The sequence below is a fragment of the Corallococcus sp. BB11-1 genome (assembly GCF_026626625.1).
Lineage (GTDB): Bacteria > Myxococcota > Myxococcia > Myxococcales > Myxococcaceae > Corallococcus > Corallococcus soli.
The window spans coordinates 72,486-97,267 of the sequence record NZ_JAPNJY010000035.1; the positions used below are offsets into that span (position 1 = coordinate 72,486).

A 24,782-nucleotide genomic window follows, 5' to 3' on the forward strand; every position below is an offset into this window, starting at 1 on the left:
GCGGGGCAGGCGGCAGCGGACAGCAAGGAGGCACGCGGGGGCGCCTTGACAGGCCGCGCATCGGTTTCCTCTAATCCGTGAGGATCCGTGCCAGGGCGTCAGGCCCCTGTCGCACGCCCTCATCCCCCTCAAGGTCCCCGCGTTGGCCGGGGGTCTGGCCGTCCCCTCCTCACGCTCAAAGAGGCATCCCAGAAATGTCCGGTCGACTCGGTGAATTGCTGGTGCGCGAGAACCTCATCTCCGTCCAGCAACTCCGCAAGGCGCAGGAGGAGCAGCAGAAGAGCGGCGCGCGCATTGGCACCGCCCTCATCAAGACGGGCGCCATCGAGGAGTCGAAGCTCACCGACTTCCTGTCGAAGCAGTACGGCGTGCCCGCCATCAATCTGAAGGACTTCGACATTGATCCGGACATCATCAAGCTCGTGCCCAAGGAAGTGGCCGAGAAGCACCTGGTGATCCCGGTCAACCGCGCGGGCCCGTCGCTCATCGTCGCCATGTGCGACCCGTCCAACATCTTCGCGGTGGACGACCTGAAGTTCCTCACCGGCTACAACATCGAAGCCGTCGTCGCGTCCGAAATCTCCATCCGGGAGGCCATCGAGCGGTACTACGCCGAGAAGGGCCCCTCCATGGAGGACATCGTCGGCGACGTGGGCGACGACATCGAGGTCGCCAAGGAGGAGCAGGAGAACCTGGACGAGATGGCCAAGGCCGCGGACGACGCGCCCGTGGTCAAGCTGGTGAACCTCATCCTCATGGACGCCATCAAGAAGCGCGCGTCCGACATCCACATCGAACCGTACGAGAAGGACTTCCGGGTCCGCTTCCGGATCGACGGCGTGATGTACGAGGTGATGCGCCCGCCCATGAAGCTGCGCAACGCCATCACCAGCCGTCTGAAGATCATGGCGTCGCTGGACATCTCCGAGCGCCGCCTGCCGCAGGACGGCCGCATCAAGATCAAGATCGGCGGCGGCAAGGAGATGGACTTCCGCGTGAGCGTGTGTCCCACGCTCTTCGGCGAGAAGGTCGTGATGCGCTTGCTCGACAAGAGCAACCTGCAGCTCGACATGACCAAGCTGGGCTTCGACGCCACGCCCCTGGCCTGGTTCAAGGAGGCCATCGACCGGCCCTACGGCATGGTGCTGGTGACGGGCCCCACGGGCTCCGGCAAGACGACGACGCTGTACTCCGCGCTCGCCAGCCTCAACGACGTGGGCACCAACATCTGCACCGCGGAGGACCCGGTCGAATTCAACTTCGCCGGCATCAACCAGGTGCAGATGCATGAGGACATCGGCCTGAACTTCGCCGCCGGCCTGCGCTCGTTCCTGCGCCAGGACCCGGACATCATCATGATCGGTGAGATCCGCGACTTCGAAACGGCGGAGATCGGCGTGAAGGCCGCGCTCACCGGCCACCTGGTGCTCTCCACGCTGCACACCAACGACGCCCCCGGCACCGTCAGCCGTCTGCTCAACATGGGCATCGAGCCGTTCCTCGTGACGGCGTCGCTCAACCTCATCCTCGCCCAGCGTCTGGCCCGCCGCCTGTGCCCCGCCTGCAAGCGCCCCGCGGAGAAGGTGGACGAGCAGGCCCTCATCGACGCCGGCATCCCGCCGGACAAGATGGGCACCTTCACGATGTACGAGAAGGTCGGCTGCCGCGATTGCAACGACCGTGGCTACCGGGGCCGCGTGGCCATCTACGAGGTCATGCCCTTCTGGGACGGCCTCAAGGAGCTGGTCATCAACGGCGGCTCCGCCGCGGAGCTCAAGCAGGAGGCCATCCGGCTGGGCATGAGCAGCCTCCGCATGAGCGCGCTGCGCAAGCTCATGGACGGCATGACGACGCTCGAAGAGGTCGTGGGCAACACCGCGCCGGACCGCTTCTAAGGCACTTCCTCACTTCTTCACCCCGACAGGACACGCATCCGTGGCCAACCTGCACCAGCTCCTCAAGGCGATGGTCGAGAAGGGCTCTTCCGACCTCCACATCACCACCGGCTCGCCGCCGCAGCTGCGCGTGGACGGTGAACTCGTCCCGCTCAAGACGGCGCCGCTCACCCCCGTGGAGACGAAGCAGCTCTGCTACTCCATCCTCACGGACGCGCAGAAGCACAAGTTCGAGGAGGAGAACGAGCTGGACCTGTCGTTCGGCGTGAAGGGCCTGTCACGCTTCCGCGCGAACATCTTCATGCAGCGTGGCGCCGTCGCCGGCGCCTTCCGCACGATTCCCTTCAAGATCCTGACGTTCCAGGAGCTGGGCCTGCCGCCGGTGGTGGCGGAGCTGGTGAAGAAGCCGCGCGGCCTCATCCTGGTGACGGGCCCCACGGGCTCCGGCAAGTCCACCACGCTGGCCTCGATGATCGACAAGATCAACACCGAGCGTCATGAGCACATCATGACCATCGAGGACCCCATCGAGTACCTGCACCCGCACAAGAACTGCCTGGTCAACCAGCGCGAAGTGGGCGCGGACACGAAGAACTTCAAGACGGCCCTCAAGTACATCCTCCGCCAGGACCCGGACGTGGTGCTGGTCGGTGAGCTCCGAGACCTGGAGACCATCGAAGCGGCGCTCACCATCGCGGAGACGGGCCACATCTGCTACGCGACGCTGCACACCAACAGCGCCGTGCAGACCATCAACCGCGTGCTGGACGTGTTCCCCCCGTACCAGCAGCCGCAGGTGCGCGCGCAGCTCTCCTTCGTGCTGGAGGGCGTGATGAGCCAGGCGCTGGTGTCCAAGGTCGGTGGCCCGGGCCGCGTGCTGGCCCTGGAGGTCATGATCCCCAACCCCGCCATCCGGAACCTCATCCGCGAGGACAAGGTCCACCAGATCTACTCGTCCATGCAGGTAGGTCAGGCGAAGTACGGGATGCAGACGTTCAACCAGGCGCTGGCCGCGCTCCTGGCGCGTCGGCTCATCTCCCAGGACGAGGCCTTCGGCCGTTCCTCCGACCCGGAAGAGCTGCGCAACATCCTCGCGACGGGAGCCGGGCAGGGTGGCGCCCAGCGGCCGGCCGGGGGAGCGGGTGCCCGTTAGTTTTCCGTCGTGAATTTCGCGGGTTAGACTCGCGCCCTCCCCGGAGGTCCAGGTATGGCAGCACCAGCGGTCCAGCAGAAGGCGTCAGCGTCCAAGAAGAACACGGCCCAGTTCCTCTGGGAGGCGAAGACCAAGAGCGGGGAGAACAAGAAGGGCGAGATGGAGGCCATGGACGTGGAGGCGGTCAACGCCCGCCTCAAGTCCCTGGGCCTCAACCCGACGAAGGTCCGCAAGAAGAGCGGCTTCGACGTGGAGATCTCCATCCCCGGGATGGGGGGTGTCGCGGGCAAGGACATCCTCATCTTCACCCGTCAGTTCGCGACGATGATCGACGCAGGTCTGCCGCTGGTGCAGTGTCTGGACATCCTCGCCAGCCAGATGGACAACCCCGCCTTCAAGAAGGTGGTGTTCGCCATCAAGAACAAGGTGGAGCAGGGCAGCACCTTCGCGGACGCGCTCAAGGAACACCCCAAGGTCTTCGACGAGCTCTACGTGCAGCTGTGCGCGGCAGGCGAGGTCGGCGGTATCCTCGACACCATCCTCAACCGGCTCGCCGCCTACCGGGAGAAGGCCGAGAAGCTCAAGGCCAAGGTCAAGAGCGCCATGACCTACCCGACGGTGGTCATCATGGTGGCCATCGGCGTGACGGCGCTGCTGCTGCTCAAGGTGACGCCCGTCTTCGAGAAGATGTTCGCGGACTTCGGCTCGCAGCTGCCGGGCCCCACGCAGGTCGTCGTGGACATGTCGAAGTTCGCCCAGGCGTACTTCTTCCACACGGTCTTCGGCATTGGCGCCTTCGTCTTCGCCTTCACCTGGAGCTACCGCCAGCCCCGGGGGCGCAAGTTCTGGGACAAGACGTTCCTCAAGCTGCCCCTGTTCGGCGACGTGCTCCGCAAGGTGGCGGTGGCGCGCTTCACGCGCACGCTGGGCACGATGATCTCCTCCGGCGTGCCCATCCTGGACGCCCTGGACGTGACGGCGAAGACGGCCGGCAACCGCACGGTGGAAGAGGCCATCTACTACGTGCGCGGGAAGATTTCGGAAGGCAAGAACATCGCCGGTCCCCTGCTGGAGACCAAGGTGTTCCCCTCCATGGTGGTGCAGATGATTGGCGTCGGTGAGGCGACGGGCGCCATGGACACCATGCTCAACAAGATCGCCGACTTCTACGACGACGAAGTGGACACGGCCGTCAGCAACCTGACGTCGTTGATTGAACCCATCCTGATGGTGTTCCTCGGCGGCGTGGTCGGCGGCTTCCTCATCGCCATGTACCTGCCCATCTTCTCGCTTGCCGGCGCGATCAAGTAACGCGGTCGTGGGAAGTACGGCGCGAAGCGTGGCCCCGGGGCTGCGCTCGCGCCTGGTGTGGCTGGTGTTGTTCCGCACCGTGGCGGCGAGCCTGTCGCTCGTCGTGACGGTGGTGCGGCTGATGACCCAGCCCGTGCAGGAGCCCAGCCGCGCGGACTCGCTGTCGTTCGCGGTCATCGCGGGCGCCTACCTCCTCACCGTGGTGACGGGCCTGCGGCTGCGCCGGGGCACGGCCGGGCGCCTGGATGCCACGGTGCAGGTGGTGGGCGACGTGCTCATCGCCACCGGGCTCGTGTACCTGAGCGGCGGCGCGGACTCCCCGCTCACGTTCCTCTACAGCCTGGCCGTCATCGGCGCGGCGGTGGTGCTGGACTGGCGCGGCGCGCTGGTGGCCGCGGCCGTGTCCACGTTCGCCTTCACCGCGCTCCTGCTGGTGATGCGGCTCACCACGCCCCTGGGCAGCGTCATGGTGTCGCCCTCGCGGGTGCTCTTCGTCCTGGGCAGCAACGCGCTGGCGCTGGTGCTCATCGCCGTCCTGTCCGGCTACCTGTCGCGCCAGCTGTCCGCCGCCGGCGGCGCGCTGTCCCAGAGCGAGGCGGACCTGCGCCGGCTGGGGCGGCTTCAGCAGCTCATCCTGTCCTCCATGCCGTCGGGGCTCGTCACCTGCGACGTCCACCGCAACGTCACCTTCCTCAACACCGCGGGCAGCGGCATCCTCCAGGAGGACGCCCTCGCGTGCGTGGGGCAGCCCCTGGAGAAGCTGCTGCCGGGCGTGTCCGCGCTGGCGCCGCGCTCCATCCGGGGCGAATTGCCGGTGCAGACGCCGGGCGGCAAGCGGGTGCTGGGCCTGTCGGTGTCACCCCTGGAGGGTGAGGCGGGCGCGCTGCTCATCGTCTTCCAGGACCTCACCGACCTGCGGCGCATGGAGGAGGACCTGAAGCGCACGGACCGGCTCGCCAGCCTGGGCACGCTCTCCGCGCAGCTCGCGCACGAGCTGCGCAACCCGCTGGCCTCCATGCGCGGCTCCGCGCAGCTCTTGGCCCAGGAGCAGTCGGGGGACGCGGTGGTGCAGCGGCTCACCGGCATCCTCACGCGTGAATCGGACCGGCTGGCGCGGCTGGTGGAGGACTTCCTGCGCTTTGCCCGCCCGCCCCAGCCGCAGCGCCGCCCGGTGGCCCTGGACACGCTGGTGTCGGAGACGGTGGACATGCTGCGCGCGGACCCCCTCACGCGCGAGGTGGCCCTGGAGGTGCGGGTGCCCCAGCCGCTGACGGCGCCGGTGGATCCGGATCAGCTGCGCCAGGTGCTCATCAACCTGGTGCGCAACGGCTGTCAGGCGGCGGGGGCGCGGGGCACGGTGCGCGTGACCCTGGCGCACGCGGACCAGGAAGCGCAGATTCGGGTGTGGGACTCGGCCGGCAGCATCACGGAGGAGATGATGGGACACCTGTTCGAGCCGTTCTTCACCACCCGCAGCGGTGGCACCGGGCTGGGCCTGTCCACCGCGCACTCCCTCATCCGCGCGCACGGCGGCACCATCCGCGTGACGTCGCACCCGACCGAAGGCACGGAGTTCCTGGTGGGGCTGCCGCTGTGAGCGCGCTCCACGAAGGCGGCCCGCGCGGCCACGTGCTGGTGGTGGACGACGAGCTGTCCATGCGCGAGTACCTGGAGATCCTGCTCGTGCGGGACGGCTACGCGGTGACGAGCGTGCCCGCGGTGGCGGCCGCCTGCGAGGTGCTGGCCCGGGACTCCGTGGACCTGGTCATCTCCGACATGAAGCTGGGCCCTGGTGGCAGCGGGCTGGACGTGCTGCGGGCGGCGCGCGCGCGCAAGGAGCCGCCGGAGGTGGTGCTCATCACCGCCTTCGGCACGCCGTCCTCCGCGGTGGAGGCCATGCGCGAGGGCGCCTACGACTACATCTGCAAGCCCTTCGACAACGAGGAGCTGCGGCAGCTGGTGCACAAGGCGCTGGAGAAGCGCGCGCTGCGCCAGGAGAACAGCACGCTGAAGGAGCGGCTGCTGCCGGGCCTGGGCGGGCTGATGGTGGGCTCCAGCCCCCGCATGCGCGCGCTGTGGCACCTGGTGGAGAAGGTGGCCCCGGGGCGCAGCACGGTGCTGGTGACGGGGGAGAGCGGCACCGGCAAGGAGCTGGTGGCCCGGGCCATCCACCTGCGCGGCCAGCGGGCCGCCCAGCCCTTCCTGCCCTTCAACTGCGGCGCCCTCAACGAAGGCGTGCTGGAGAGCGAGCTGTTCGGCCACATGAAGGGCTCCTTCACCGGCGCCACGCACGAGCGTCCGGGCCTGCTGGTGTCCGCGGGCGAGGGCACGGTGATGCTGGACGAAGTGGGGGAGATGCCCCTGTCCACGCAGGTGAAGCTCCTGCGCGTGTTGCAGGAGCGCAAGGTGAAGCCCGTGGGCAGCGCGGCGGAGATCCCCTTCCACGCGCGCGTCATCGCCGCCACCAACCGCCGGCTGGAGGCGGAGGTGAAGGCGGGGCGTTTCCGGGAGGACCTCTTCTACCGGCTCAACGTCATCACCCTGGAGCTGCCCGCCCTGCGCGAGCGCCCGGACGACATCCCGCCGCTGGCCATCCACTTCCTGGCGCGGCTCTCCGAGGAACTGGGCCGGCCGGCGCTGCGCTTCGCCCCGGAGACGCTGGCGCTGATGGAGCGCTACGCCTTCCCGGGCAACGTGCGCCAGTTGCAGAACATGGTGGAGCGCGCGGCCACGCTGTCGGACTCGGACCTGCTGGGGCCCACGACGTTGCCGCCCACGGTGCGCGGCGAGGCGGAGCCCCAGGCCCGCACCGGCGAGGGCGGTGAGCCCGCGATGGGGCCGGGCTTCAACCTGGAGCGCCACCTGGACGACAGCGAGCGGCGTCACCTGCTGGCCGCGCTCAAGCAGGCGCAAGGGGTGAAGACGCGCGCCGCGGAGCTCTTGGGGCTGTCCTTCCGCTCCTTCCGCTACCGGCTGGCCAAGCACGGCCTCACCGACGAACTGGACGAGCCGACGCCCCGGGCCTGAAGCCACCGGCCCGGGCGGGCTTGCTCAGCGGAAGTCGCGCCGCTCGAAGATGACGGTGGCCAGGGCGATGAGCACGCCCGCCCACGCGACGCTGTAGGCCGCGCCGGACAGGAAGGTGCTGGCGTCCACCGGCAGCGCGTACGTGGCCTGCGGCCGGAAGTTCACCCGCTCCAGGTTGGGCAGCACGTAATAGAGCGTCTTGCCCACGATCTGGACGAACGCGCTCTCCGAACGGCTGGCGATGGCGTACAGGTCATTCGTCAGGTGCCCGGTGAAGTACATGCCGGTGGTGGCGATGGCCGACACCGCGGGGCCCGCGAAGCTGGAGAAGAGGATGCCCACGCTGCTGATGACGAGCAGCTCGAACCACAGGCCCGCGCTCGCCAGCAGCTGCGTGGAGGTGATGTTCGCGCCGAACATCACCAGCTGAAGCAGGAAGACGAGCGTCATCGCCACCAGCAGCACGCCCAGCGTCAGCATGGTGCCCGCCAGCCGCGCCAGCAGGAACTGGGTGCGCGACACCGGCTTGCTCACCACCAGGAAGATGGTGCGCCGCTCGATTTCACGGCTGAGCAGGCTGCTCGACAGGAACACCGCCAGGAAGACGAGGATGATGCTCATCATCCCCAGGCCGAAGTCCGTCAGCACGCGGTCGAACGTGGTGACGGTGACTTCCGTCACCAGCGTGGAGGAGAAGAGCACCACCGCGGCGAACACGCCCACCACCACCGTCACCCGGTTGCGGCGCGCCTCGCGAAAGCCATTCCACATCATCGCGCTGAAGGCGCTCATGTATTGATCTCCCCGCCCACGGTGGACGCGCGCCCGGACTCCTTGAGCGCGTTCATGAACAGCTGCTCCAGCGAGAACCGCGCCGGCTGCACCTGGTTCACCCGGCCCCCGGCGCCCAGCACGCCGCTCAAGAGCCGCTGGGTGTCCACGTCCGACACCTGCAACAGCACGCGGCCGTCGAGCGCCTGGAGCGACTCCAGGGGCACGCCCAACCCCTTCACCGCGTCCGGCGCCAGCCCCTCCACCACGACCTCCACGGTGGGCACCTGCGCGGACACCAGCTCCCGCACGCTGCCTTCGCGCACCAGTCGCCCGCCCACCAGCACCGCCAGCCGGTCGCACAGGGACTCGACGTCCGGGATGATGTGGCTGCAGAAGAGGACCGTGGTGCCCTTCTCCCGCTCCGCCAGGATGAGGTCGCGCATCTGCCGGCGGCCCAGCGGATCCAGGCCGCTCGTCGGCTCGTCCAGGATGAGCAGCTTCGGCCGGCTCACCAGCGCCTGGGCCAGCGCCACGCGCTGCACCATGCCCTTGGAGTAGCGGCGGATCTGCAGCTTCTCCGCGCCCGCCATCTCCACCGAGCCCAGGACCTCCTTGACGCGCACGTCCAGCTCCTGGCCGCTCAGGCCCGCCAACTGCCCGGCCAGCGTCACGAACTCCCGGCCCGTGAGGTACTCGTACGGGGCGGGGTTCTCCGGCAGGAAGCCCACCAGCCGCCGCGTGGAGGCCTCATCCACCGGCTGGCCGAAGATGCGCGCCACCCCGCTGCTGGGGCGCACCAGGTTCATCAGGATCTTGATGGTGGTGGACTTGCCCGCGCCGTTGGGACCGAGCAGGCCGTAGATCTGCCTGGCGCCCACCTGGAGGTCGAGCGACTGCAGGGCGCGCACGGTGCGGTTGAACCAGAAGCCGACCTTGTACGTCTTGGCGAGCCCCTGGGCCAGGATGGGAGGAGCGTCAGGGTTGGGAGTCGTCATGGCTCGTGGTGGCTCGGGGCTTGGGGACGATGCGCTCTCCGGCTTCGGTCTTCTGATCCTCGATGAGCTCCAGCCGGAACCGGGAGGCGTTGGAATAGGCCCGGCCGTCCTGACCCAGGAAGAGCTCTCCGCCCAGGGGGTCGGCTGGCAGCTGGCGCAGGTCGCCCGCGGTCACCAGCGCGCCCAGCGTGTCGGGCAGGCGGCCCTCGCGGGCCTGGTAGCGCGCGATGGCCGCGTCGATTCCCTTCAGCACGCGCTCCTGCTGGATCTCCCGGATGCGCTGCTCGTAGAAGGCGCGCGACTCCTCGTCCTCCGCGCTGTCACGCAGGGCGACGGTCAGCGACATGCTCGCGTCGAAGTCACCCGACTGAGCGTACAGCCGCGTCGCGAGCGGGCCGTAGTAGGCCGGGGCGCCCTCCCACCGGGACATCTCCCGGATGAGGTCCGCCGCCTCCTTGTACTTCCGCTCGAAGAACATCAGGTTGTACGCAAGCTGGAAGGTGAGGGGCTGGTCGTGGGAGATGTTCGCCACGCCCTTGCGCAACAGGGCCGTGGACTCCTCGGTGTTGAGGTACCGGCCCCCACCCACGTAGACCGGAATCGTGAGGCCCCCGTACAGGTACGCCTGCCGGAACTTCGGATCCAGGGTCGTGACCAGCTCCGCGTAGTCGGAGATGTGGCGGTACTCCTCCGGCCGGACCGCGCTCCCGATGCGGTTGAGCATGAGGATCCAGAAGTAGTCCGTCACCAGGCCCTTCTGCGCGGTGAAGAGCGCATTGAGCAGATCAGGACGGGGAAGCAGGGGCCCGCCGCCTTGCCTTCGCGGCGGCACGGGCGGCGCTGACAGCAGGGCTACCAGCAGCAGGCCCGGAACGAATCGCAACAGGGGCAGCTTTCGCATGGCCTCTCGAAACGACAACGGGACGCCCGAAATGCCCGGGCGCCCCGTTGATTGTGCCATGCCGCGCCCGCTTCGGTGAATCAAATGAAGCGGACCCGGCAGGCTCGCACGGCGTGCAGCGAATTAACCGCCGCAGCTCACGTCGTTGAACGCGTTGGTGGGCTCGCCGGCGACCAGGTTCAGGCCGTTCGGCGTGTCCTCGTCGATGCCGCAGGCGTTCTGGACGGTGGCCTGACCGGCGACGGTGCCGGACGTGATGCCCCAGGTGTCACCTTCGGGATCGTTGTCGACGTTGCCGATCGCCGAGGCGTTGAAGTAGCAGTTCGGGCAGTCCTCGAGGGTGGGGTTCACGCCCACCTGGCTGACGGCGTCCGCGGCGTCCGGGGGCGCCGGGAACTTCAGCGCGTCCTGGCCAATGCAGCCGGCGATGGCGCCAGCGCGACGGGTCGCGGGGGTCGCGTTCACGGCGGCGGCGCAGCCCGGGGCCAGGCCGTAGCTGTAGCGGTTGCCGGCCTCGGGATCGAACCCGATGACCGTGAAGTTCACCTGGTACTTGTCCTTCTCTCCGAAGTACGCCTTCTGGGCCGTGAAGATGGCCTTCAGGTTCGTCTTCGCCTCCGACTGCTTGGACTTCGCCTGGAAGCGGATGAAGTTCGGGATGGCGATGGCGGCCAGGATGCCGATGATGGCGACCACGATCATCAGCTCGATGAGGGTGAAGCCACCCTTCTTCCGGAAGAGACGGTTCATCATTTTTTGGAACTCCGCGGCAGGCAGAGGGGGGTTGGGACGACGGGGGAACTCTTAGCACGAAGAGTGCCACCGCGAACAATCCGCCAACCCCCGGGATTCCCTCAGGGGGCGGGCCACCACAGGGGCGGCACGCCTGCCGGCCTGCCAATTTTTGTCACTGACGCTGACGGTTTTCGTCGTCCGACACGAAGTCGCCAGCACTGGAAGTGACAGGTAGGATGCCCGGTTCCGTGACGTTCACCTACGCGCCGGGCTGGGCCGAGCCCCTCTTCATCCTCTTCCTGTTCTTCCTGGGCCTGTGCTTCGGCTCCTTCCTCAACGTCGTCATCGCGCGCGTGCCGGAAGGGCTGAGCATCGTGCGGCCGGGGTCGCGCTGCCCGAAGTGCGGGCACGTCCTGTCCTGGTACGAGAACATCCCGGTGCTGTCGTGGCTGGGCCTGCGCGGAAAGTGCCGGGGCTGCGGCATGCCCATCTCCCCGCGCTACGTCCTGGTGGAGCTGCTCACGGGCCTGCTGTTCCTCGCGTGCCTCAAGCGCTTCGACTGGACGTATTCGCTGGTGCCCGCGCTGGTGCTCGTGTGCCTGTTGGTGCCCCTCACCTTCATTGATCTGGAGCATTGGATCCTCCCGTTCTCCCTCACCGTGCCGGGCATCGTGGCGGGGGTGGTGCTGGCCATCCCCCTGGGCACGGACGCGGTGGTGGACGCGGCGGTGGGCATGGCGGTGGGCTTCCTCACCTTCCGGATGATGGAGTACGTGGGGTGGAAGGCCTTCAAGAAGGAGGCGCTGGGCGGCGGGGACAAGTTCCTCGTCGCGCTGCTGGGCGCGTTCCTGGGCTGGCAGTCGCTGCTGGGCATCCTCTTCTTCTCGTCGTTCCAGGGCGCCGTCGTGGGCGTGGTGCTGCTGGCGCTCACGGGCCGCGCGGGCCCCGCCAGCGCGGAGCAGGAGAAGGCGGATCCGTCCAAGGCCGCGCCGGAGGAGGCGGAGGAGCCCCCGTCCACCATGACGTGGGAGTTCACGAAGCCGGGGCTCCCCTGGTGGAAGCGGCTGGCGCTGGTGATCCCCTGCCTGCTCTTCCAGCCCATCCCGGACGCACCGCTGGATGAAACGGGGGAGGAGGAGGAGTGGGTGCCCGGCCCCACCAACATCCCCTTCGGCCCGTGGCTGGCGCTCGCGGGGCTGGAGGTGATGCTGCTGGGGCCGTGGCTGTCCCGCGTGCTGCCCCTGGAGGTAGCGATGATGCTCGGGGGGACGCAGTGAGGCGCGCGTCGCCGGTGCGCGGATGAAGTGGCGCATCGCGAGCGTGGCCTTCCTGTTGGGCTCGCTGTCCACGGGCCTGTCGTGGCTCACGCTGCAGCCGGTGTTGATCCGCCTGCTGGACGTGGCGCGGCGGCTGGCGGAGCCCGGGACGCCGGAGGCGGAAGGGCTGTCGCGCATCCGCGCCTTCCTGCCCCTGGCGCTGGGCCTGGACCTGGTGGTGCTGACGGTGCTGGCCTACGGGGTGTTGGACCTCACGGTGGGCCGCCCGCTGCGAGCCACCGAGGCCGCCGTGGAGCAGCTGGGCCGGTTGCAACTGGACGTGCCGCTGGCGGGGCAGGGCGGACCGCTCCTGTCGCGCATCCAGCGCGCGTTGCAGCGCATGGCGGAGGCGCTGCGCCAGGAGCAGGCCCTCACGCGCTCGCAGCTGGAGGCGCTGCGCCAGGCCAACTCCCGGCTCGCGCGGGCCCAGACGGAGCTGGTCGCCTCGGAGCGGCTGGCCACGGTGGGCAAGCTGGCCGCGGGCGTGGCGCATGAGGTGGGCAATCCGCTGGCGGGCATCCTGGGCTACCTGTCGCTCGCGCGCATGAAGGCGGAGGGGCCGGAGGTGAAGGACTTCCTGGAGCGCATCGATCATGAAGTCCTCCGCATCGACCGCATCGTGCGGGGCCTGCTGGACCTGGGGCGCCCCGGCAGCGCGCAGCCGGTGCCGGTGGACGTGGGGCAGGTGGTGGAGACGTGCGTGCGCCTGGTGCGCGCTGGCCCGGAGCTGGAGCGCGTGGAGGTGACGCTGGACGTGACGCCCGGCCTGCTGGCGCGCGCGGAGCCAGGGCCGCTGTCGCAGATCCTCATCAACCTGATGCTCAACGCCGCGCAGGCCATGGAGGGGCAGGGCCGGGTGCGCATCTCCACCCGGCGCGAGGACGCGCTCCTGTACCTGGAGGTGGAGGACAGCGGCCCGGGCCTGTCTCCGGAGGTGCGCGCGCACCTCTTCGAGCCGTTCTTCACCACCAAGGGGCGGCAGGGCACGGGCCTGGGGCTCGCGGTGTCGCTGAACCTGGCGCAGGGCATGGGCGGACGGCTGGAGGCTCGCGATGGCGCGGGGGGCGGCGCCTGCTTCCGGCTGTCGCTTCCCGCCGTCTGATACGCTGCGCCCAAGCCCATGTCCCTCTTCCGCACCGTTCTCGTCGCCGACGACGAGCCGTCCATCCGCCACATCCTCACCCTGGTGCTCACCGACAAGGGCTACGAGGTGCGCGCCGTCGCCGACGGTGAAGAGGCCCTGCGCGAGCTGTCCGCGCGCCCCTACGACGTCCTCCTGTGCGACGTGCGCATGCCGAAGCGCGACGGGCTGTCGGTGCTGCGGGCGGCGCTCGCCGACCAGCCGGGCCTCACCGTGGTGGTGATGAGCGCCTACGGTTCGCAGGAGCAGGCGCTGGAGGCGGTGCAGGCGGGGGCGTACGACTACGTCCAGAAGCCCTTCAAGCCGGAGGAGATCGTCTTCGTCCTGCGCAAGGCGGAGGAGCGCGAGCGGCTCCTGCGGGAGAACCGGCGCCTGCACGAGGCGCACCTTCCCGGCGCGTCCCTGGGCCACATCCTGGGGGAGAGCGCCGCGCTCCAGGCGGTGCTCAAGCAGGTGGCGCGCGTGGCCCCGGTGGACACCACCGTGCTCATCTCCGGGGAGAGCGGCACCGGCAAGGAGCTCATCGCCCGCGAGCTGCACGGCAAGAGCCGCCGCTCCGCCATGGCCTTCGTGGCCGTCAACTGCGGCGCCATCCCCCACGGCCTGCTGGAGAGCGAGCTGTTCGGCCACGCCAAGGGCGCCTTCACCGACGCGCGCACCGCCCGCCGGGGCCTGTTCGCGGAGGCCGACGGCGGCACGCTCTTCCTCGACGAGGTGGGGGAGCTGCCCCTGGGCGCGCAGGTGAAGCTCTTGCGCGTGCTCCAGGAGGGGGAGATCCGCCCGGTGGGCGAGAGCCGCGTGGAGCGCGTGGACGTGCGCGTGGTGGCCGCCACGCTGCGCGACCTGGGCCGGCTGGTGGAGAAGGGCGAGTTCCGCGAGGACCTCTACTACCGCCTCAACGTCGTGAACCTCGCCCTGCCGCCCCTGCGCGAGCGCCGCGAGGACATCCCGCTGCTGGCCAGGTCCTTCCTGGGGCGCTTCAACCGCGAGCTCAACCGCGACCCCCCGGTGCAGGGCTTCACCCCGGAGGCGGAGGCCCTGCTGACGGCCTACGCCTGGCCGGGCAACGTGCGCGAGCTGGAGAATGCCATGGAGCGCGCGGTGCTCCTGGAAGAGGGAACGCTGATCGCGCCTGGCAGCCTGCCCGAAAAGCTGTGGGCGGCTTCCGCACCCGCGGCCGCCGGGCCGGCGTCCGCGCTACAGGCCACCGGCGACCTGTCGCTCAAGCGCGCCATCCGGGAGATGGAGGAGTCCTACATCCGGGCGGCGCTCCGCCGCACGAAGGGCAACCGCACCCGGGCGGCCGAGGTCCTGGACATCAGCCACCGCGCCTTGCTGTACAAGATCAAGGAGTACGGCATTGATCCCGACGCGGAGGCGCTCCGGGGCTGAAGGTGTCTTGAGGGGAGGGGAGGAGGTCGCCTGGCGACCCTACCGCCCAGGAATCCTCCGCCGCCATTTGACGGAACGCGGCCGGGGCCGGAAAATCGGGCCTCCGCGGCGGTACGTCAGGGGGCGAGCGGCTGTCGTCGGGTCTTCACGGCGCTCCCCCGTCCGATGGGCGGCCGGGCGCCAAGCACTTTTTAGGAGGGGTATCAAGCCGGTGCTACGCTGGCCACCTCTCCGATGGAGTTACGCATGGCGAAGGGCAAACTGGCACTTGGGCTGGATATCGGGTCGACGTCGATCAAGATGATCATGCTCAAGGAGCAGCGCAAGCGCGGTGAAGTGGGCTACGCCCTGCAGAGCTTCGGAATGAAACCGCTGCCTCCCGAAGCCATCGTCGACGGTGCCCTGATGAACTCCACGGCCATCGTGCAGGCCGTCCAGGAGCTGATGGCGGAGCTGAAGGTGAAGGGCAAGGACGTCGCCATCGGCGTGTCCGGCCACTCGGTCATCATCAAGAAGATCCAGATGCCCCGCATGAGCCAGGAAGAGCTCGAGGAGAGCATCCAGTGGGAGGCGGAGCAGTACATCCCCTTCGACGTGAAGGACGTGAACATCGACACGCAGATCCTCGACGGCGGCGGCAACGACGCCACCGGTCAGATGGACGTGCTGCTGGTGGCCGCCAAGAAGGACATGATCAACGACTACACCACCGTGGTCTCCGAAGCGGGGCTGGCGCCGGTGGTGGTGGACGTGGACGCGTTCGCCGTCCAGAACATGTTCTCCACGAACTACGAGCTGCCGGAGAAGGAGACTGTCGTCCTCATCAACGCCGGCGCCTCCGTGGTGAACATCAACATCATCGCCAACGGCGTGACGGTGTTCACCCGCGACGTGACCATCGGTGGCAACCAGTTCACCGAGGAGATCCAGAAGCAGCTCAACGTCTCCTACGAGGAGGCGGAGGCGCTGAAGATCGGCGGCAACCGCGCGGACGCGGACGCCGTGGTGCCCCAGGACGTGGAGCGGGTGCTCTCCAGCGTGGCGGAGCAGGTCGCTGGTGAAATCCAGCGCTCGCTGGACTTCTACGCGGGCACCGCCGCGGACTCGAACTTCACCAAGGTCTACCTGTCCGGCGGCACCGCGAAGATCCCCGCCCTGTTCAAGACCATCGAGGCGCGGACCGGCGTGCCGGTGGAGATCCTCAACCCGTTCCGGAAGATTGAAGTGGACAACCGCAAGTTCGACCCCGCGTTCATCATGGACGTGGCACCCATGGCCGCGGTGGCAGTGGGACTGGCGCTCCGGCGCCCGGGCGACAAGCTGGGCTGAGCCGCTCTGGCCGCGAGGAGATGACGCACATGATGATTCGAATCAATCTGCTGCCCGTCCGGGCGGTGAAGAAGCGTGAGATGGGCCAGCAGGTGCTGGTCATCTACGCCGCGGTCCTGATCGCCGCGGTGGTGGGCAACTACTTCTGGTACGCGGATCGCGACGGCGACCTCACGCGCGCCAAGCAGGGCATCGCCCAGACGAAGGCGAAGATCGCGGAGCTGGAGAAGGTCATCGGCGAGGTGACCAACATCAACACCCGCAAGGCCGAGGTGGAGAAGAAGCTCGCCATCCTGGACACGCTGCGCAAGAGCCGCAACGGGCCGGTGCGCATGATGGACGCGCTGGCGTCCGCCCTCCCCAAGAAGGTCTGGCTCAAGACCTTCGTGGAGGCGTCCAACAACGTCACCATCAACGGGTCGGCCATCAGCCACGACGAGGTCGCTGAACTGATGCGCGGCCTGGGCGGCATGGTGTGGACGCCCAAGGGCATGGGGCGCCTGGTGGAGCAGCGCCGTGACGCCCAGACGTCCCGCGTGGAGCTCTTCAACACGGAGACGGCCTCCGTGGAGGAGTTCCCGGTGTCGGACATCCGGCCGTTCTTCAAGTCCATCGAACTGACCAACGCGGTGCAGGCCAAGCTGAACAGCACGCCCGGCGCGCCCACGTTCGTCGATTTCAAGCTCACCCTCACCGCCAACTACGCCATCTAGCAGGCGGCGAAGGACTCTCCTGTCATGGACAAATACCTGGATCAGCTCGCCAAGGCCCCGCCGGCGGTGAAGTTCGGTGGGCTCGCGGCACTCGTCGTCATCATCACCGTCGCCAACTTCTTCCTCGCCATCCAGCCGACGGAAGAGGCCATCACCGCGCGGGCCTCGGAGCGCCGCAAGCTCGACCTGGAGCTCGCGGAGAAGAGCGAGATCGCCCAGAACCTCAACGAGCGCCGCCGTGAGATGGACGTGCTCGAGCAGAAGCTGGCGGAGGCCCAGACGGAGCTGCCGGAGCGGCGCGACATGGAAGAGCTGCTCGCGCAGATCAACGACATCGGCAAGAAGTCCGGCCTGGAGATCTCCCGCGTGGAGCCCGACAAGGAGTACGTCGGCAGCGGCGAGTTCTTCGCGCGCATCCCCATCAAGATGACGGTGAGCGGCAACTACCATGAGATCGCCATGTTCCTGCAGGAGATGGCGAACATGCGGCGCATCGTGAACATCAACAACATCAAGTTGGATGGCGCGACGCTCAAGAACGAGAAGGTGGTCCTCCAGAGCAACTTCCTGGCCACCACGTTCCGCTTCGTCGAAACGAAGCCCGCCGCCGATCCCAAGAAGCCCGCCGAGAAGAAGAAAAACTAGAAACTTGATCCGCCCTGCAACTGGGGCGACAAGGGATGACGCGGATGAAGACGTTCAAGTCCACGATGACTGCTGCGGTGCTGGTGCTGACCCTGTCTGCCTGTGGGGAGACGCCCAAGGCCAGCAATGCCCCCGCCAAACCCAAGACCGCGGCCCCCGCCGTGGCACCGGTGACGGCGAAGGCCGGGGTGACGACGGTGCCAGGCTTCGTCTACACCTACAGTCCCGTGGGCAAGCGGGATCCGTTCCGGAGTCCGCTGGAAGAGCTGGGACCGATTACGGGCGATGGCGCGGAGCGCGCCTGCAATGAGCCCCTGTGCGTGTTCGACCTGGACCAGCTCAAACTGGTCGCGGTCGTGACGGGGGACTCCAGTCCGCTGGCGATGGTGGAGGATCCGCTGGGCCGGGGCCATATCGTCCGGCGTAACACCCGGATGGGGCGCCAGGGCGGTAAGGTGACCCAGATCCTCCGGGATTCGGTGACCGTCACCGAGGTCTTCACGGGTGCCAAGGGCGAGCTCATCAGCAATCCGGTGAGCCTGCAGCTCAAGGCAGATGGCGTAAAGGACCCCGCCTACAACCTGATGACGGGCAAGAACTGGGAGTAGCGCCCCACGGCGCGCCCGCGGGCAGTCAGTCGCCCGCACCAACTTGTTGAGGGGACGCATGCTCGAGCAGAGCGCTGTGACGAGGGGCAAGTGGTTCATGGCGACCGCATGGGCGGTCGTCCTGGCAAGCGCCAATGTGTATGGCGCGGATCTCAATACGCTGCGCGACCTGCAGGTGTCGCGGACGGGAGCGGGTGCCCAGGTCGTGGTGACCGGGACCCGGCCGCCTACCTTCACCGTCTTCCGGCTCAGTGGGCCGGAGCGGCTGGTGGTGGACCTGTCGTCCGCGGATGCCACGGGCATCAAGGGACACCATGACGGCACCGGTCCGGTGTCCGGCGTGGTGGCCGCCCAGTTCTCCGACGCACGCGCCAGCGTGGGTCGCGTGCTGGTGGCGCTCGACCAGGCGTCCCAGTACGACGTGCGCGCCGAGGGCAACCGCGTCGTGATCTCCGTGGACGGCTCGTCGGTGGCCCCCGCCGCCACGACCGCCCAGGCGCCCGCGGCACCGAAGCCGGCCGCGCCGGTGGCCGTCGCCGCCGCGTCGAAGCCCGCGCCGGTGGCCATCGCCGCCGCGCCGAAGCCCGCGCCGGTGAAGGCCGAGCCCGCCCCCGTCGTGGAGGCGATGGTGGCCGTGGTCCCCGAGGAGGGCAGCGCCGCCAAGGCCGCTCCGTCCCAGGCCCCGGGCCGCGAGAACGTGGTCGCCACGGAGGCGGATGAGCGCGAGGTGGCCCACCCGGCCCAGCGCATCACCCGGCTGTCCCTGGACGGCGACGCGCTGCGCGTCGGCGCCGACGGCGACATCGCCCGCTACGAGGTCCTGGAGCTGGTGGATCCCCCCCGGCTCGCCGTGGACGTCTACGGCGTGGGCCTGAGCGCGAAGGCGCCCAAGGTGAAGGGCAACCTGCTCAAGGACGTGCGCGTGGGCGCCCATGAGGACAAGGTCCGCCTGGTCCTGGTCGCCAAGGGCGACATGCCCGCCTACCGCGTGGACCGCGCCGAGCGAGGCCTGGACGTGGTGCTGGGCGCCGCGGTGGCGCGCAAGCCGAAGCCCGCCGTGTCCCGCGACGCGGTGGCGGAGACCGAACCCCTGCGCCCGCAGCCCCTGCCCGTGGAGCCGCCGAAGCCCGCGCCGGCCGCCGTGGCCCAGGCCGTGGAGGTCAAGGACCTGTCCTTCGACGAGAGCGCCTCCGGTGGCCGCGTGCAGCTGAAGCTGTCCGGCGCGACCTCGTGGAAGGTGGACCGGCCGGATCCGCGCAGCGCCGTGCTGACGCTGGACAACGCGCGGCTGCCCAAGAAGCTGGAGCGCAGCCTGGACACCAGCGCGCTGGACACGCCGGTGAAGATGATCAGCGCCTTCAGCGTCCCCGGTGAGGGCCGCAAGGTGCGCGTGGTGGTCGCCGCGGACGGCGCCATCGAGGAGAACGTCACCCAGGGCACCAACACCCTGAGCTGGCGGCTGGACGTGCAGGGCGTGAAGACGGAGGAGGTGGCCGTCACCCAGCGCACCGCCGGCTTCACCGCCGAGGCGCCGGCGTACGCGGCGGAGGGCGCGCCCCAGCAGGCGCGCTACCGTGGCAAGCGCGTGTCCTTCGAGTTCAAGGACATCGAGATCCAGAACCTGCTGCGCGTCATCGCGGAGATCTCCAAGCGCAACATCGTGGTGGCCGACGACGTGTCGGGCCGCGTGACCATCCGCCTGCGCAACGTTCCCTGGGACCAGGCGCTGGAGCTCATCCTGCGCACCAAGCAACTGGGCCAGGAGCAGGTGGGCAACATCATCCGCATCGCTCCCCTGAAGACCCTGGAAGAGGAGGCGCGGCTGCGCGGTGAGCGCAAGCGGTCCCTGCAGGCGCAGGAGGAGCTGCTCATCAGCCTGGTGCCGGTGAACTACGCGGTGGCCAGCGACATGGCCGCGCGGGTGAAGGACGTGCTCAGCAGCCGCGGCTCGGTGACGGTGGACACGCGCACCAACGTGCTCATCATCAAGGACATCCGCACCAACACGGAGAAGGCGCGCGCCCTGGTGCGCAGCCTGGACACGCAGACGCCGCAGGTGCTCATCGAGAGCCGCATCGTGGAGGCGAGCACCACCTTCAGCCGCAACCTGGGCGTGCAGTGGGGCGGTCAGGCGCGCCTGTCGCCGGCGACCGGCAACCCCACCGGCCTCATCTTCCCGAGCACGGTGGGCGTCACGGGCGGCGCCCCGGGCACGGCCCCGGGCGTTCCGGCGGCGCCGAACTTCGCGGTGAACCTGCCGGCGGCCGTGGGTCCGGGCCTCGGCGGCGCCCTGGGCTTCGCCTTCGGGTCCGCGGGCGGCGCGCTCCAGCTCAACCTGCGCCTGTCGGCGGCGGAGTCCGAGGGCGCGGTGAAGACCATCTCGTCGCCCAAGGTCACGACGCTGGACAACAACACGGCCCGCATCAGCCAGGGTCTGTCCATCCCGTTCAGCCAGACGTCGGCGACCGGCGTGAACACCATCTTCATCGAAGCGCGTCTGTCGCTGGAAGTGACGCCGCACATCACCCAGGACGGCAGCATCCTCATGTCCATCCAGGCGCAGAACAACCAGCCGGACCCGTCCAACACGGGCGCCAACGGACAGCCGTCCATCCAGCGCAAGGAGGCCAACACGCAGGTCCTTGTGAAGGACGGGGATACCACCGTCATCGGTGGCATCTACGTGCGCCGGGGCAGCACCGCCCGCGAATCGGTGCCCTTCCTGTCGAAGATCCCCGTGCTGGGCTTCTTCTTCAGGAACTCCCTGGAGACCGACGAGCGCCAGGAACTGCTCATCTTCATCACGCCCCGCATCCTCAACCGGCAGACCATCGCGCAGAGCCTCTAGAGGCCTGCCGCCTGATTGGGAGATCCATTCCAATGAAGCCCTTGTTCGTCGCTGCGTCCCTGGCGCTGGGCCTGTGCGGGTGCGCCGAAAGCCCGCCGGTCGTTCAAATCCTCTCCGGCAAGGTCCCGACCGATACGTGTGAACTCGAGGATGACGCGCCCTCGCGGGCGTCCGGGTCGCTCAACCTGGCCTACAGTCAGAACTACGTGCTGGGGCTGTACGTCAACTCCAGCTACAGCAACACCCCGCTGGACGTGAACGGCGTCCCGCTGGACCCCTCCCCCACCACGGGCGGGCAGGGCACCGCCATCGTGGAGGCCGTGGAGCTGTCGTACGACACGACGCCGAACGCGCGGATCCCGGACCAGACCATCGCCTACACGGCGTCCCTCAACCCTGGCTCCGAACAGAACGAGCTGGTGCTCAGCCTGTTGAGCCAGGAGGCCGCGGAGGCCCTGCTGGATGCGGTCGCCCCCGGGGGCGAGACGGTGGAGGTGGCCGTCACCATCAAGCTGACGGGCCGGTTCGTGGCGGGCAGCGGCAAGTTCGAGTCGAACGAGTACGTCTACACCTTCCGGGCCTTCAACCAGGACCTCGGCATCCCGGTCTGCGCTCCGGGGACGTCTTCGGATCGCGTGGCCCCGTGTGGTTCTTCCGGTGGGCAGGACGGCGCCTACCCCACCTGCATCTGACCCGCGGGCGCCCGCCGCCCGCCTGGATGACCCATGTCCTTTCGCACGCACCTTGAGTCGGTGGTGAACCAGGTGGACGGAGCCCTCGCGTGCAGCGTGATGGGCTTCGACGGCATCTCCGTGGACACGTTCCAGAAGGACGAGGCCGCGGAGCTGGACGTCACGGGCACCTGGGTGGAGTACGCCAACCTGCTGACGCAGCTGAGGAACGCCGCCGAGTCCCTCAAGACGGGCACGGTGACGGAGGTCAGCGTCAACAGCGAGAAGGTGCTGACCGTGATGCGCCTGCTGACCCCGGACTACTTCCTGGTCCTGGCGCTTCGCGCGGACGGCAACTTCGGCAAGGGGCGCTATGTGCTGCGCGTGACGGCCCCCAACGTGAAGGCGGAGCTGTAGTCGCACGGTCGTCCGGGCAGGGCCTGTCCTGCCTGCCTGGCGACGCCCCCGGGCGCTGCTTTCCTCTTTGCAGGACTCAGGGCATGGGCTAGACACCCCGGACTTTTCATCGTTTTTGTCTGTCCGAAGGAGTCGGTCCCCATGGCCGGTTTTGTCGATACGTCCGAGTTCCGCAATGGTTTGAAGATCGAGATCGACGGCGAGCCGTTCGTGATCGAGTACTTCCAGCACGTCAAGCCGGGCAAGGGCTCCGCGTTCGTGCGCACCAAGATCCGCAGCCTGCTCTCCGGCCGCATGCTGGAGCCGACGCTGAAGTCCGGCGACAAGGTGGGCCTGCCCGACATCGAGCAGAAGGACATGGAGTTCCTCTACGCCTCCGGCGACGAGTACCACTTCATGGAGAAGAAGTCGTACGAGCAGACGTTCATCACCGCGGACGCGCTCGGCGAATCGAAGAACTTCCTGAAGGAGAACACCCAGGTCGAGGTGCTCTACTGGAACGGCAAGGCCATCTCCGTCACGCTGCCGAACTCGGTGGACCTGAAGGTCATCAAGTGCGACCCGGGCGTGCGCGGCGACACGGTGTCCGGCGCGATGAAGCCCGCGACGCTGGAGACCGGCTTCACCGTCAACGTGCCCCTGTTCATCAACGAGGGTGACGTGCTGAAGATCGATACGCGCGAAGGTGGCAAGTACCTCACCCGCGTGTCCACGGCGGGCTAGGCACCACCGTTCTTCACCTGGCGACTCCGGGAGGGGTCTGGAATGGCAACGAAGCGCAAGGCAACCCGGCCGGCCGCGCCCGCGAGCACGGCCTCCGGGCGTGACTCGGGAACCACGTCCCTGGACGTGGAGGCCCTCCGGCAGATCGTGGAGATCCTGGAGGCCTCGGACGTCACCCGGCTGGTGTGGACGCGGGGGACGGAGAAGCTGTCCATCCGCCGTGGCCACGCGCCGGAGACGACCATCGTGCACCACACCGGCGGCTCGGGCCCCGGCGTGACGGTGTCGCCGACGGTGGACTACGCCGCGCCCGCGCCCCGTGCGGCCGCCCCTGTCGCGTCCGCGCCGCCCCCCGCGGCGGCCCCGGAGAAGCCGGCGGAGAAGCCGGGTCACCAGGTGACCAGCCCCTTCGTGGGGACGTTCTACCGGACCCCCGCGCCGGACCAGCCCGCGTTCGTGGACGTGGGGTCGGTCGTGCGCAAGGGCCAGGTGCTCTGCATTGTCGAAGCGATGAAGCTGATGAACGAAATCGAATCCGAGGTCTCCGGCAAGATCGCCGAGGTCCTCGTGGAGAACGGTCGCCCGGTGGAGTTCGGCCAGGCGCTGTTCCGCATCGAGCCGGCCTGAGCCCGCTGTCCAAGGCACGTCCGGCCCGCCGCAGGGCCGGATGCGCCCCAGGCCCTCTCAAGGAGCACGGACGTGTTCAAGAAGGTACTGGTCGCCAACCGCGGGGAAATCGCCCTGCGGGTCATCCGCGCATGCCGTGAACTGGGCATCGCCACCGTGGCGGTGCACTCCACCGCCGACGCCAACGCATTGCACGTGCGCTTCGCGGACGAGGCCGTCTGCATCGGGCCGCCTCCGTCCAAGGAGAGCTACCTCAACGTGCCGCAGCTGCTCTCCGCGGCGGAGATCACCCGCGCGGACGCCATCCACCCGGGCTACGGCTTCCTGTCGGAGAACGCCGAGTTCGCGGAGGTCTGCGAGAACTGCAAGATCCGCTTCATCGGGCCGCGTCCGGAGATGCTCCGGCTGATGGGCAACAAGGTGAGTGCGCGCCGTGCGGCCCGGGAGGCCGGCATGCCGCTGCTGCCTGGCAGTCCTGGCGTGGTGAAGGACCCTCGCGAGGCGGAGGCGTTCGCCAAGGAGATCGGCTTCCCGGTCATCCTGAAGGCGGCGGCGGGCGGCGGCGGCAAGGGCATGAAGATCGTCCGTGAGCCGGGTGTGCTCGCGCAGGCGTTCTCCACCGCGCAGGCGGAGGCCCTGGCCAGCTTCTCCAACGGCGACCTCTACATCGAGCGGTACGTGGAGAAGCCGCGCCACATCGAAATCCAGATCGTCGCGGACGAGCACGGCAACATCATCCACCTCAATGAGCGCGAGTGTTCGGTGCAGCGCCGGCACCAGAAGCTCATCGAGGAGTGCCCGTCCCCCGCGCTGACGCCGGAGCTCCGCCAGAAGATGGGCGAGGTGTCCGTCAACGCGATGAAGAAGCTGCGCTACAACAACGTGGGCACCATCGAGTACCTGCTCGACGAGCACGGGCAGTTCTACTTCATGGAGATGAACACCCGCATCCAGGTGGAGCACCCCGTGACGGAGCTGGTCATGGGCGTGGACCTGGTGCGCGAGCAAATCCGCATGGCCTACGGCGAGCCCCTGCGCTTCAAGCAGGAGGACATCCAGATTCGCGGGCACGCCATCGAGTGCCGGGTGAACGCGGAGGACCCCGTCACCTTCGCGCCCTGGCCGGGGAAGATCACCGGCTACAGCGTGCCGGGCGGCTACGGGGTGCGCGTGGACTCGGCGGCCTACGAGAACTACACGGTGCTGCCGCACTACGACAGCCTGCTGTCGAAGCTCATCGTGCACGCGGAGGACCGGGAGACGGCCATCCGCCGCATGCAGCGGGCGCTCTCCGAGTACGTGGTGGAGGGCATCCGCACGAACATCCCGTTCCACCGGGCCGCGCTGGCGGAGGAGGCCTTCCAGGAGGGCAACTACGACACGCGCTTCGTGGAGCGCCTGCTGGCGAGCGAGACGGGTTCGCGCCGGCTGCGCAAGGCCGTGGAAGAGACGCCGTAGCGCGGGCCATGTCCGCACCGGGCAGCCCGCCGGGCGGACGGCCGTCCGGGCGGGTGATCCGGCCCGGGGGGATGGCAGGCTGTTTCTTGACCCGCGTTGGAGG

The 24,782-nt window shown here is 68.6% G+C and carries 22 protein-coding genes; 18 read left to right on the plus strand and 4 right to left on the minus strand.

Annotated features, from left to right (window positions below; all coding sequences use genetic code 11):
• Window positions 1-194: 194 nt before the first annotated feature.
• Genes pilB through OV207_RS29525 form a run of 5 tightly spaced genes read left to right on the plus strand, consistent with a single transcriptional unit; the run spans window position 195 to window position 7,386 of the window.
• Window positions 195-1,895 carry a type IV-A pilus assembly ATPase PilB gene (gene pilB, locus OV207_RS29505; RefSeq protein WP_120610751.1) on the plus strand — a complete coding sequence of 567 codons (1,701 nt, stop codon included), beginning with the start codon at window positions 195-197 and terminating at the stop codon, window positions 1,893-1,895.
• Window positions 1,896-1,935: 40 nt separating this feature from the next.
• A complete protein-coding gene (locus tag OV207_RS29510) occupies window positions 1,936-3,048 on the plus strand; it encodes a type IV pilus twitching motility protein PilT (protein ID WP_120539785.1) in 1,113 nt (370 codons plus the stop codon).
• 54 nt (window positions 3,049-3,102) lie between these two features.
• Window positions 3,103-4,359, plus strand: coding sequence for a type II secretion system F family protein (locus OV207_RS29515; protein ID WP_267558410.1), 1,257 nt, complete (start codon window positions 3,103-3,105; stop codon window positions 4,357-4,359).
• A gap of 28 nt (window positions 4,360-4,387) precedes the next feature.
• The gene (locus OV207_RS29520) at window positions 4,388-5,956 is read left to right on the plus strand and encodes a two-component system sensor histidine kinase NtrB (protein WP_267558411.1); all 1,569 of its coding nucleotides are present in this window, start codon (window positions 4,388-4,390) and stop codon (window positions 5,954-5,956) included.
• Window positions 5,953-7,386: a sigma-54-dependent transcriptional regulator gene (locus OV207_RS29525; protein WP_193349302.1), complete on the plus strand. Its 1,434-nt coding sequence runs from the start codon at window positions 5,953-5,955 to the stop codon at window positions 7,384-7,386. The genes OV207_RS29520 and OV207_RS29525 overlap by 4 nt, the downstream gene beginning before the upstream one ends.
• A 24-nt stretch (window positions 7,387-7,410) precedes the next feature.
• Here the strand turns inward: OV207_RS29525 and OV207_RS29530 are convergent, their stop codons facing one another.
• The 4 genes from OV207_RS29530 to OV207_RS29545 all read right to left on the minus strand — a co-directional run bounded on the left by OV207_RS29530 (window position 7,411) and on the right by OV207_RS29545 (window position 10,806).
• Complete coding sequence (locus tag OV207_RS29530; RefSeq protein ID WP_267558412.1) at window positions 7,411-8,178, minus strand: ABC transporter permease; 768 nt, start codon at window positions 8,176-8,178, stop codon at window positions 7,411-7,413.
• Window positions 8,175-9,155 (minus strand): ABC transporter ATP-binding protein, encoded by a 981-nt coding sequence (locus OV207_RS29535; RefSeq protein ID WP_267558413.1) that lies wholly within the window; start codon window positions 9,153-9,155, stop codon window positions 8,175-8,177. The genes OV207_RS29530 and OV207_RS29535 overlap by 4 nt, the downstream gene beginning before the upstream one ends.
• A complete protein-coding gene (locus tag OV207_RS29540; protein WP_267558414.1) occupies window positions 9,136-10,056 on the minus strand; it encodes a pilus assembly protein PilG in 921 nt (306 codons plus the stop codon). The genes OV207_RS29535 and OV207_RS29540 overlap by 20 nt, the downstream gene beginning before the upstream one ends.
• A 123-nt stretch (window positions 10,057-10,179) precedes the next feature.
• On the minus strand, window positions 10,180-10,806 hold the full coding sequence (locus OV207_RS29545; RefSeq protein ID WP_267558730.1) for a prepilin-type N-terminal cleavage/methylation domain-containing protein: 627 nt from the start codon (window positions 10,804-10,806) through the stop codon (window positions 10,180-10,182).
• Between the two features lie 221 nt (window positions 10,807-11,027).
• On the opposite strand from OV207_RS29545, the gene OV207_RS29550 reads away from it, so the two are divergent.
• The 13 genes from OV207_RS29550 to accC all read left to right on the plus strand — a co-directional run bounded on the left by OV207_RS29550 (window position 11,028) and on the right by accC (window position 24,679).
• The gene (locus OV207_RS29550; RefSeq protein WP_267558415.1) at window positions 11,028-12,068 is read left to right on the plus strand and encodes a prepilin peptidase; all 1,041 of its coding nucleotides are present in this window, start codon (window positions 11,028-11,030) and stop codon (window positions 12,066-12,068) included.
• A 22-nt stretch (window positions 12,069-12,090) separates the two neighbouring features.
• Window positions 12,091-13,209 (plus strand): sensor histidine kinase, encoded by a 1,119-nt coding sequence (locus tag OV207_RS29555; protein WP_193349308.1) that lies wholly within the window; start codon window positions 12,091-12,093, stop codon window positions 13,207-13,209.
• Window positions 13,210-13,227: 18 nt separating this feature from the next.
• Window positions 13,228-14,640, plus strand: a complete 1,413-nt coding sequence (locus OV207_RS29560) for a sigma-54-dependent transcriptional regulator (RefSeq protein WP_267558416.1) — start codon at window positions 13,228-13,230, stop codon at window positions 14,638-14,640.
• 246 nt (window positions 14,641-14,886) lie between these two features.
• Window positions 14,887-15,969 (plus strand): type IV pilus assembly protein PilM, encoded by a 1,083-nt coding sequence (gene pilM, locus OV207_RS29565; RefSeq protein WP_120533496.1) that lies wholly within the window; start codon window positions 14,887-14,889, stop codon window positions 15,967-15,969.
• A 29-nt stretch (window positions 15,970-15,998) separates the two neighbouring features.
• Window positions 15,999-16,682: a PilN domain-containing protein gene (locus OV207_RS29570; RefSeq protein ID WP_193349310.1), complete on the plus strand. Its 684-nt coding sequence runs from the start codon at window positions 15,999-16,001 to the stop codon at window positions 16,680-16,682.
• Window positions 16,683-16,706: 24 nt separating this feature from the next.
• The gene (locus OV207_RS29575; RefSeq protein WP_193349311.1) at window positions 16,707-17,327 is read left to right on the plus strand and encodes a type 4a pilus biogenesis protein PilO; all 621 of its coding nucleotides are present in this window, start codon (window positions 16,707-16,709) and stop codon (window positions 17,325-17,327) included.
• Between the two features lie 44 nt (window positions 17,328-17,371).
• On the plus strand, window positions 17,372-17,935 hold the full coding sequence (locus tag OV207_RS29580) for a pilus assembly protein PilP (protein WP_267558418.1): 564 nt from the start codon (window positions 17,372-17,374) through the stop codon (window positions 17,933-17,935).
• A gap of 58 nt (window positions 17,936-17,993) precedes the next feature.
• Window positions 17,994-20,783, plus strand: a complete 2,790-nt coding sequence (gene pilQ / locus OV207_RS29585) for a type IV pilus secretin PilQ (RefSeq protein ID WP_267558419.1) — start codon at window positions 17,994-17,996, stop codon at window positions 20,781-20,783.
• Between the two features lie 32 nt (window positions 20,784-20,815).
• Window positions 20,816-21,475, plus strand: coding sequence for a hypothetical protein (locus tag OV207_RS29590; RefSeq protein ID WP_267558420.1), 660 nt, complete (start codon window positions 20,816-20,818; stop codon window positions 21,473-21,475).
• Between the two features lie 33 nt (window positions 21,476-21,508).
• Window positions 21,509-21,871: a roadblock/LC7 domain-containing protein gene (locus tag OV207_RS29595; RefSeq protein WP_193349315.1), complete on the plus strand. Its 363-nt coding sequence runs from the start codon at window positions 21,509-21,511 to the stop codon at window positions 21,869-21,871.
• A gap of 141 nt (window positions 21,872-22,012) precedes the next feature.
• Window positions 22,013-22,594, plus strand: a complete 582-nt coding sequence (efp, locus tag OV207_RS29600) for an elongation factor P (RefSeq protein ID WP_193349316.1) — start codon at window positions 22,013-22,015, stop codon at window positions 22,592-22,594.
• Between the two features lie 42 nt (window positions 22,595-22,636).
• The gene (accB, locus tag OV207_RS29605) at window positions 22,637-23,221 is read left to right on the plus strand and encodes an acetyl-CoA carboxylase biotin carboxyl carrier protein (RefSeq protein ID WP_267558421.1); all 585 of its coding nucleotides are present in this window, start codon (window positions 22,637-22,639) and stop codon (window positions 23,219-23,221) included.
• A gap of 72 nt (window positions 23,222-23,293) precedes the next feature.
• Window positions 23,294-24,679: an acetyl-CoA carboxylase biotin carboxylase subunit gene (gene accC / locus OV207_RS29610; RefSeq protein WP_120533504.1), complete on the plus strand. Its 1,386-nt coding sequence runs from the start codon at window positions 23,294-23,296 to the stop codon at window positions 24,677-24,679.
• The last annotated feature ends 103 nt before the right edge of the window (window positions 24,680-24,782 follow it).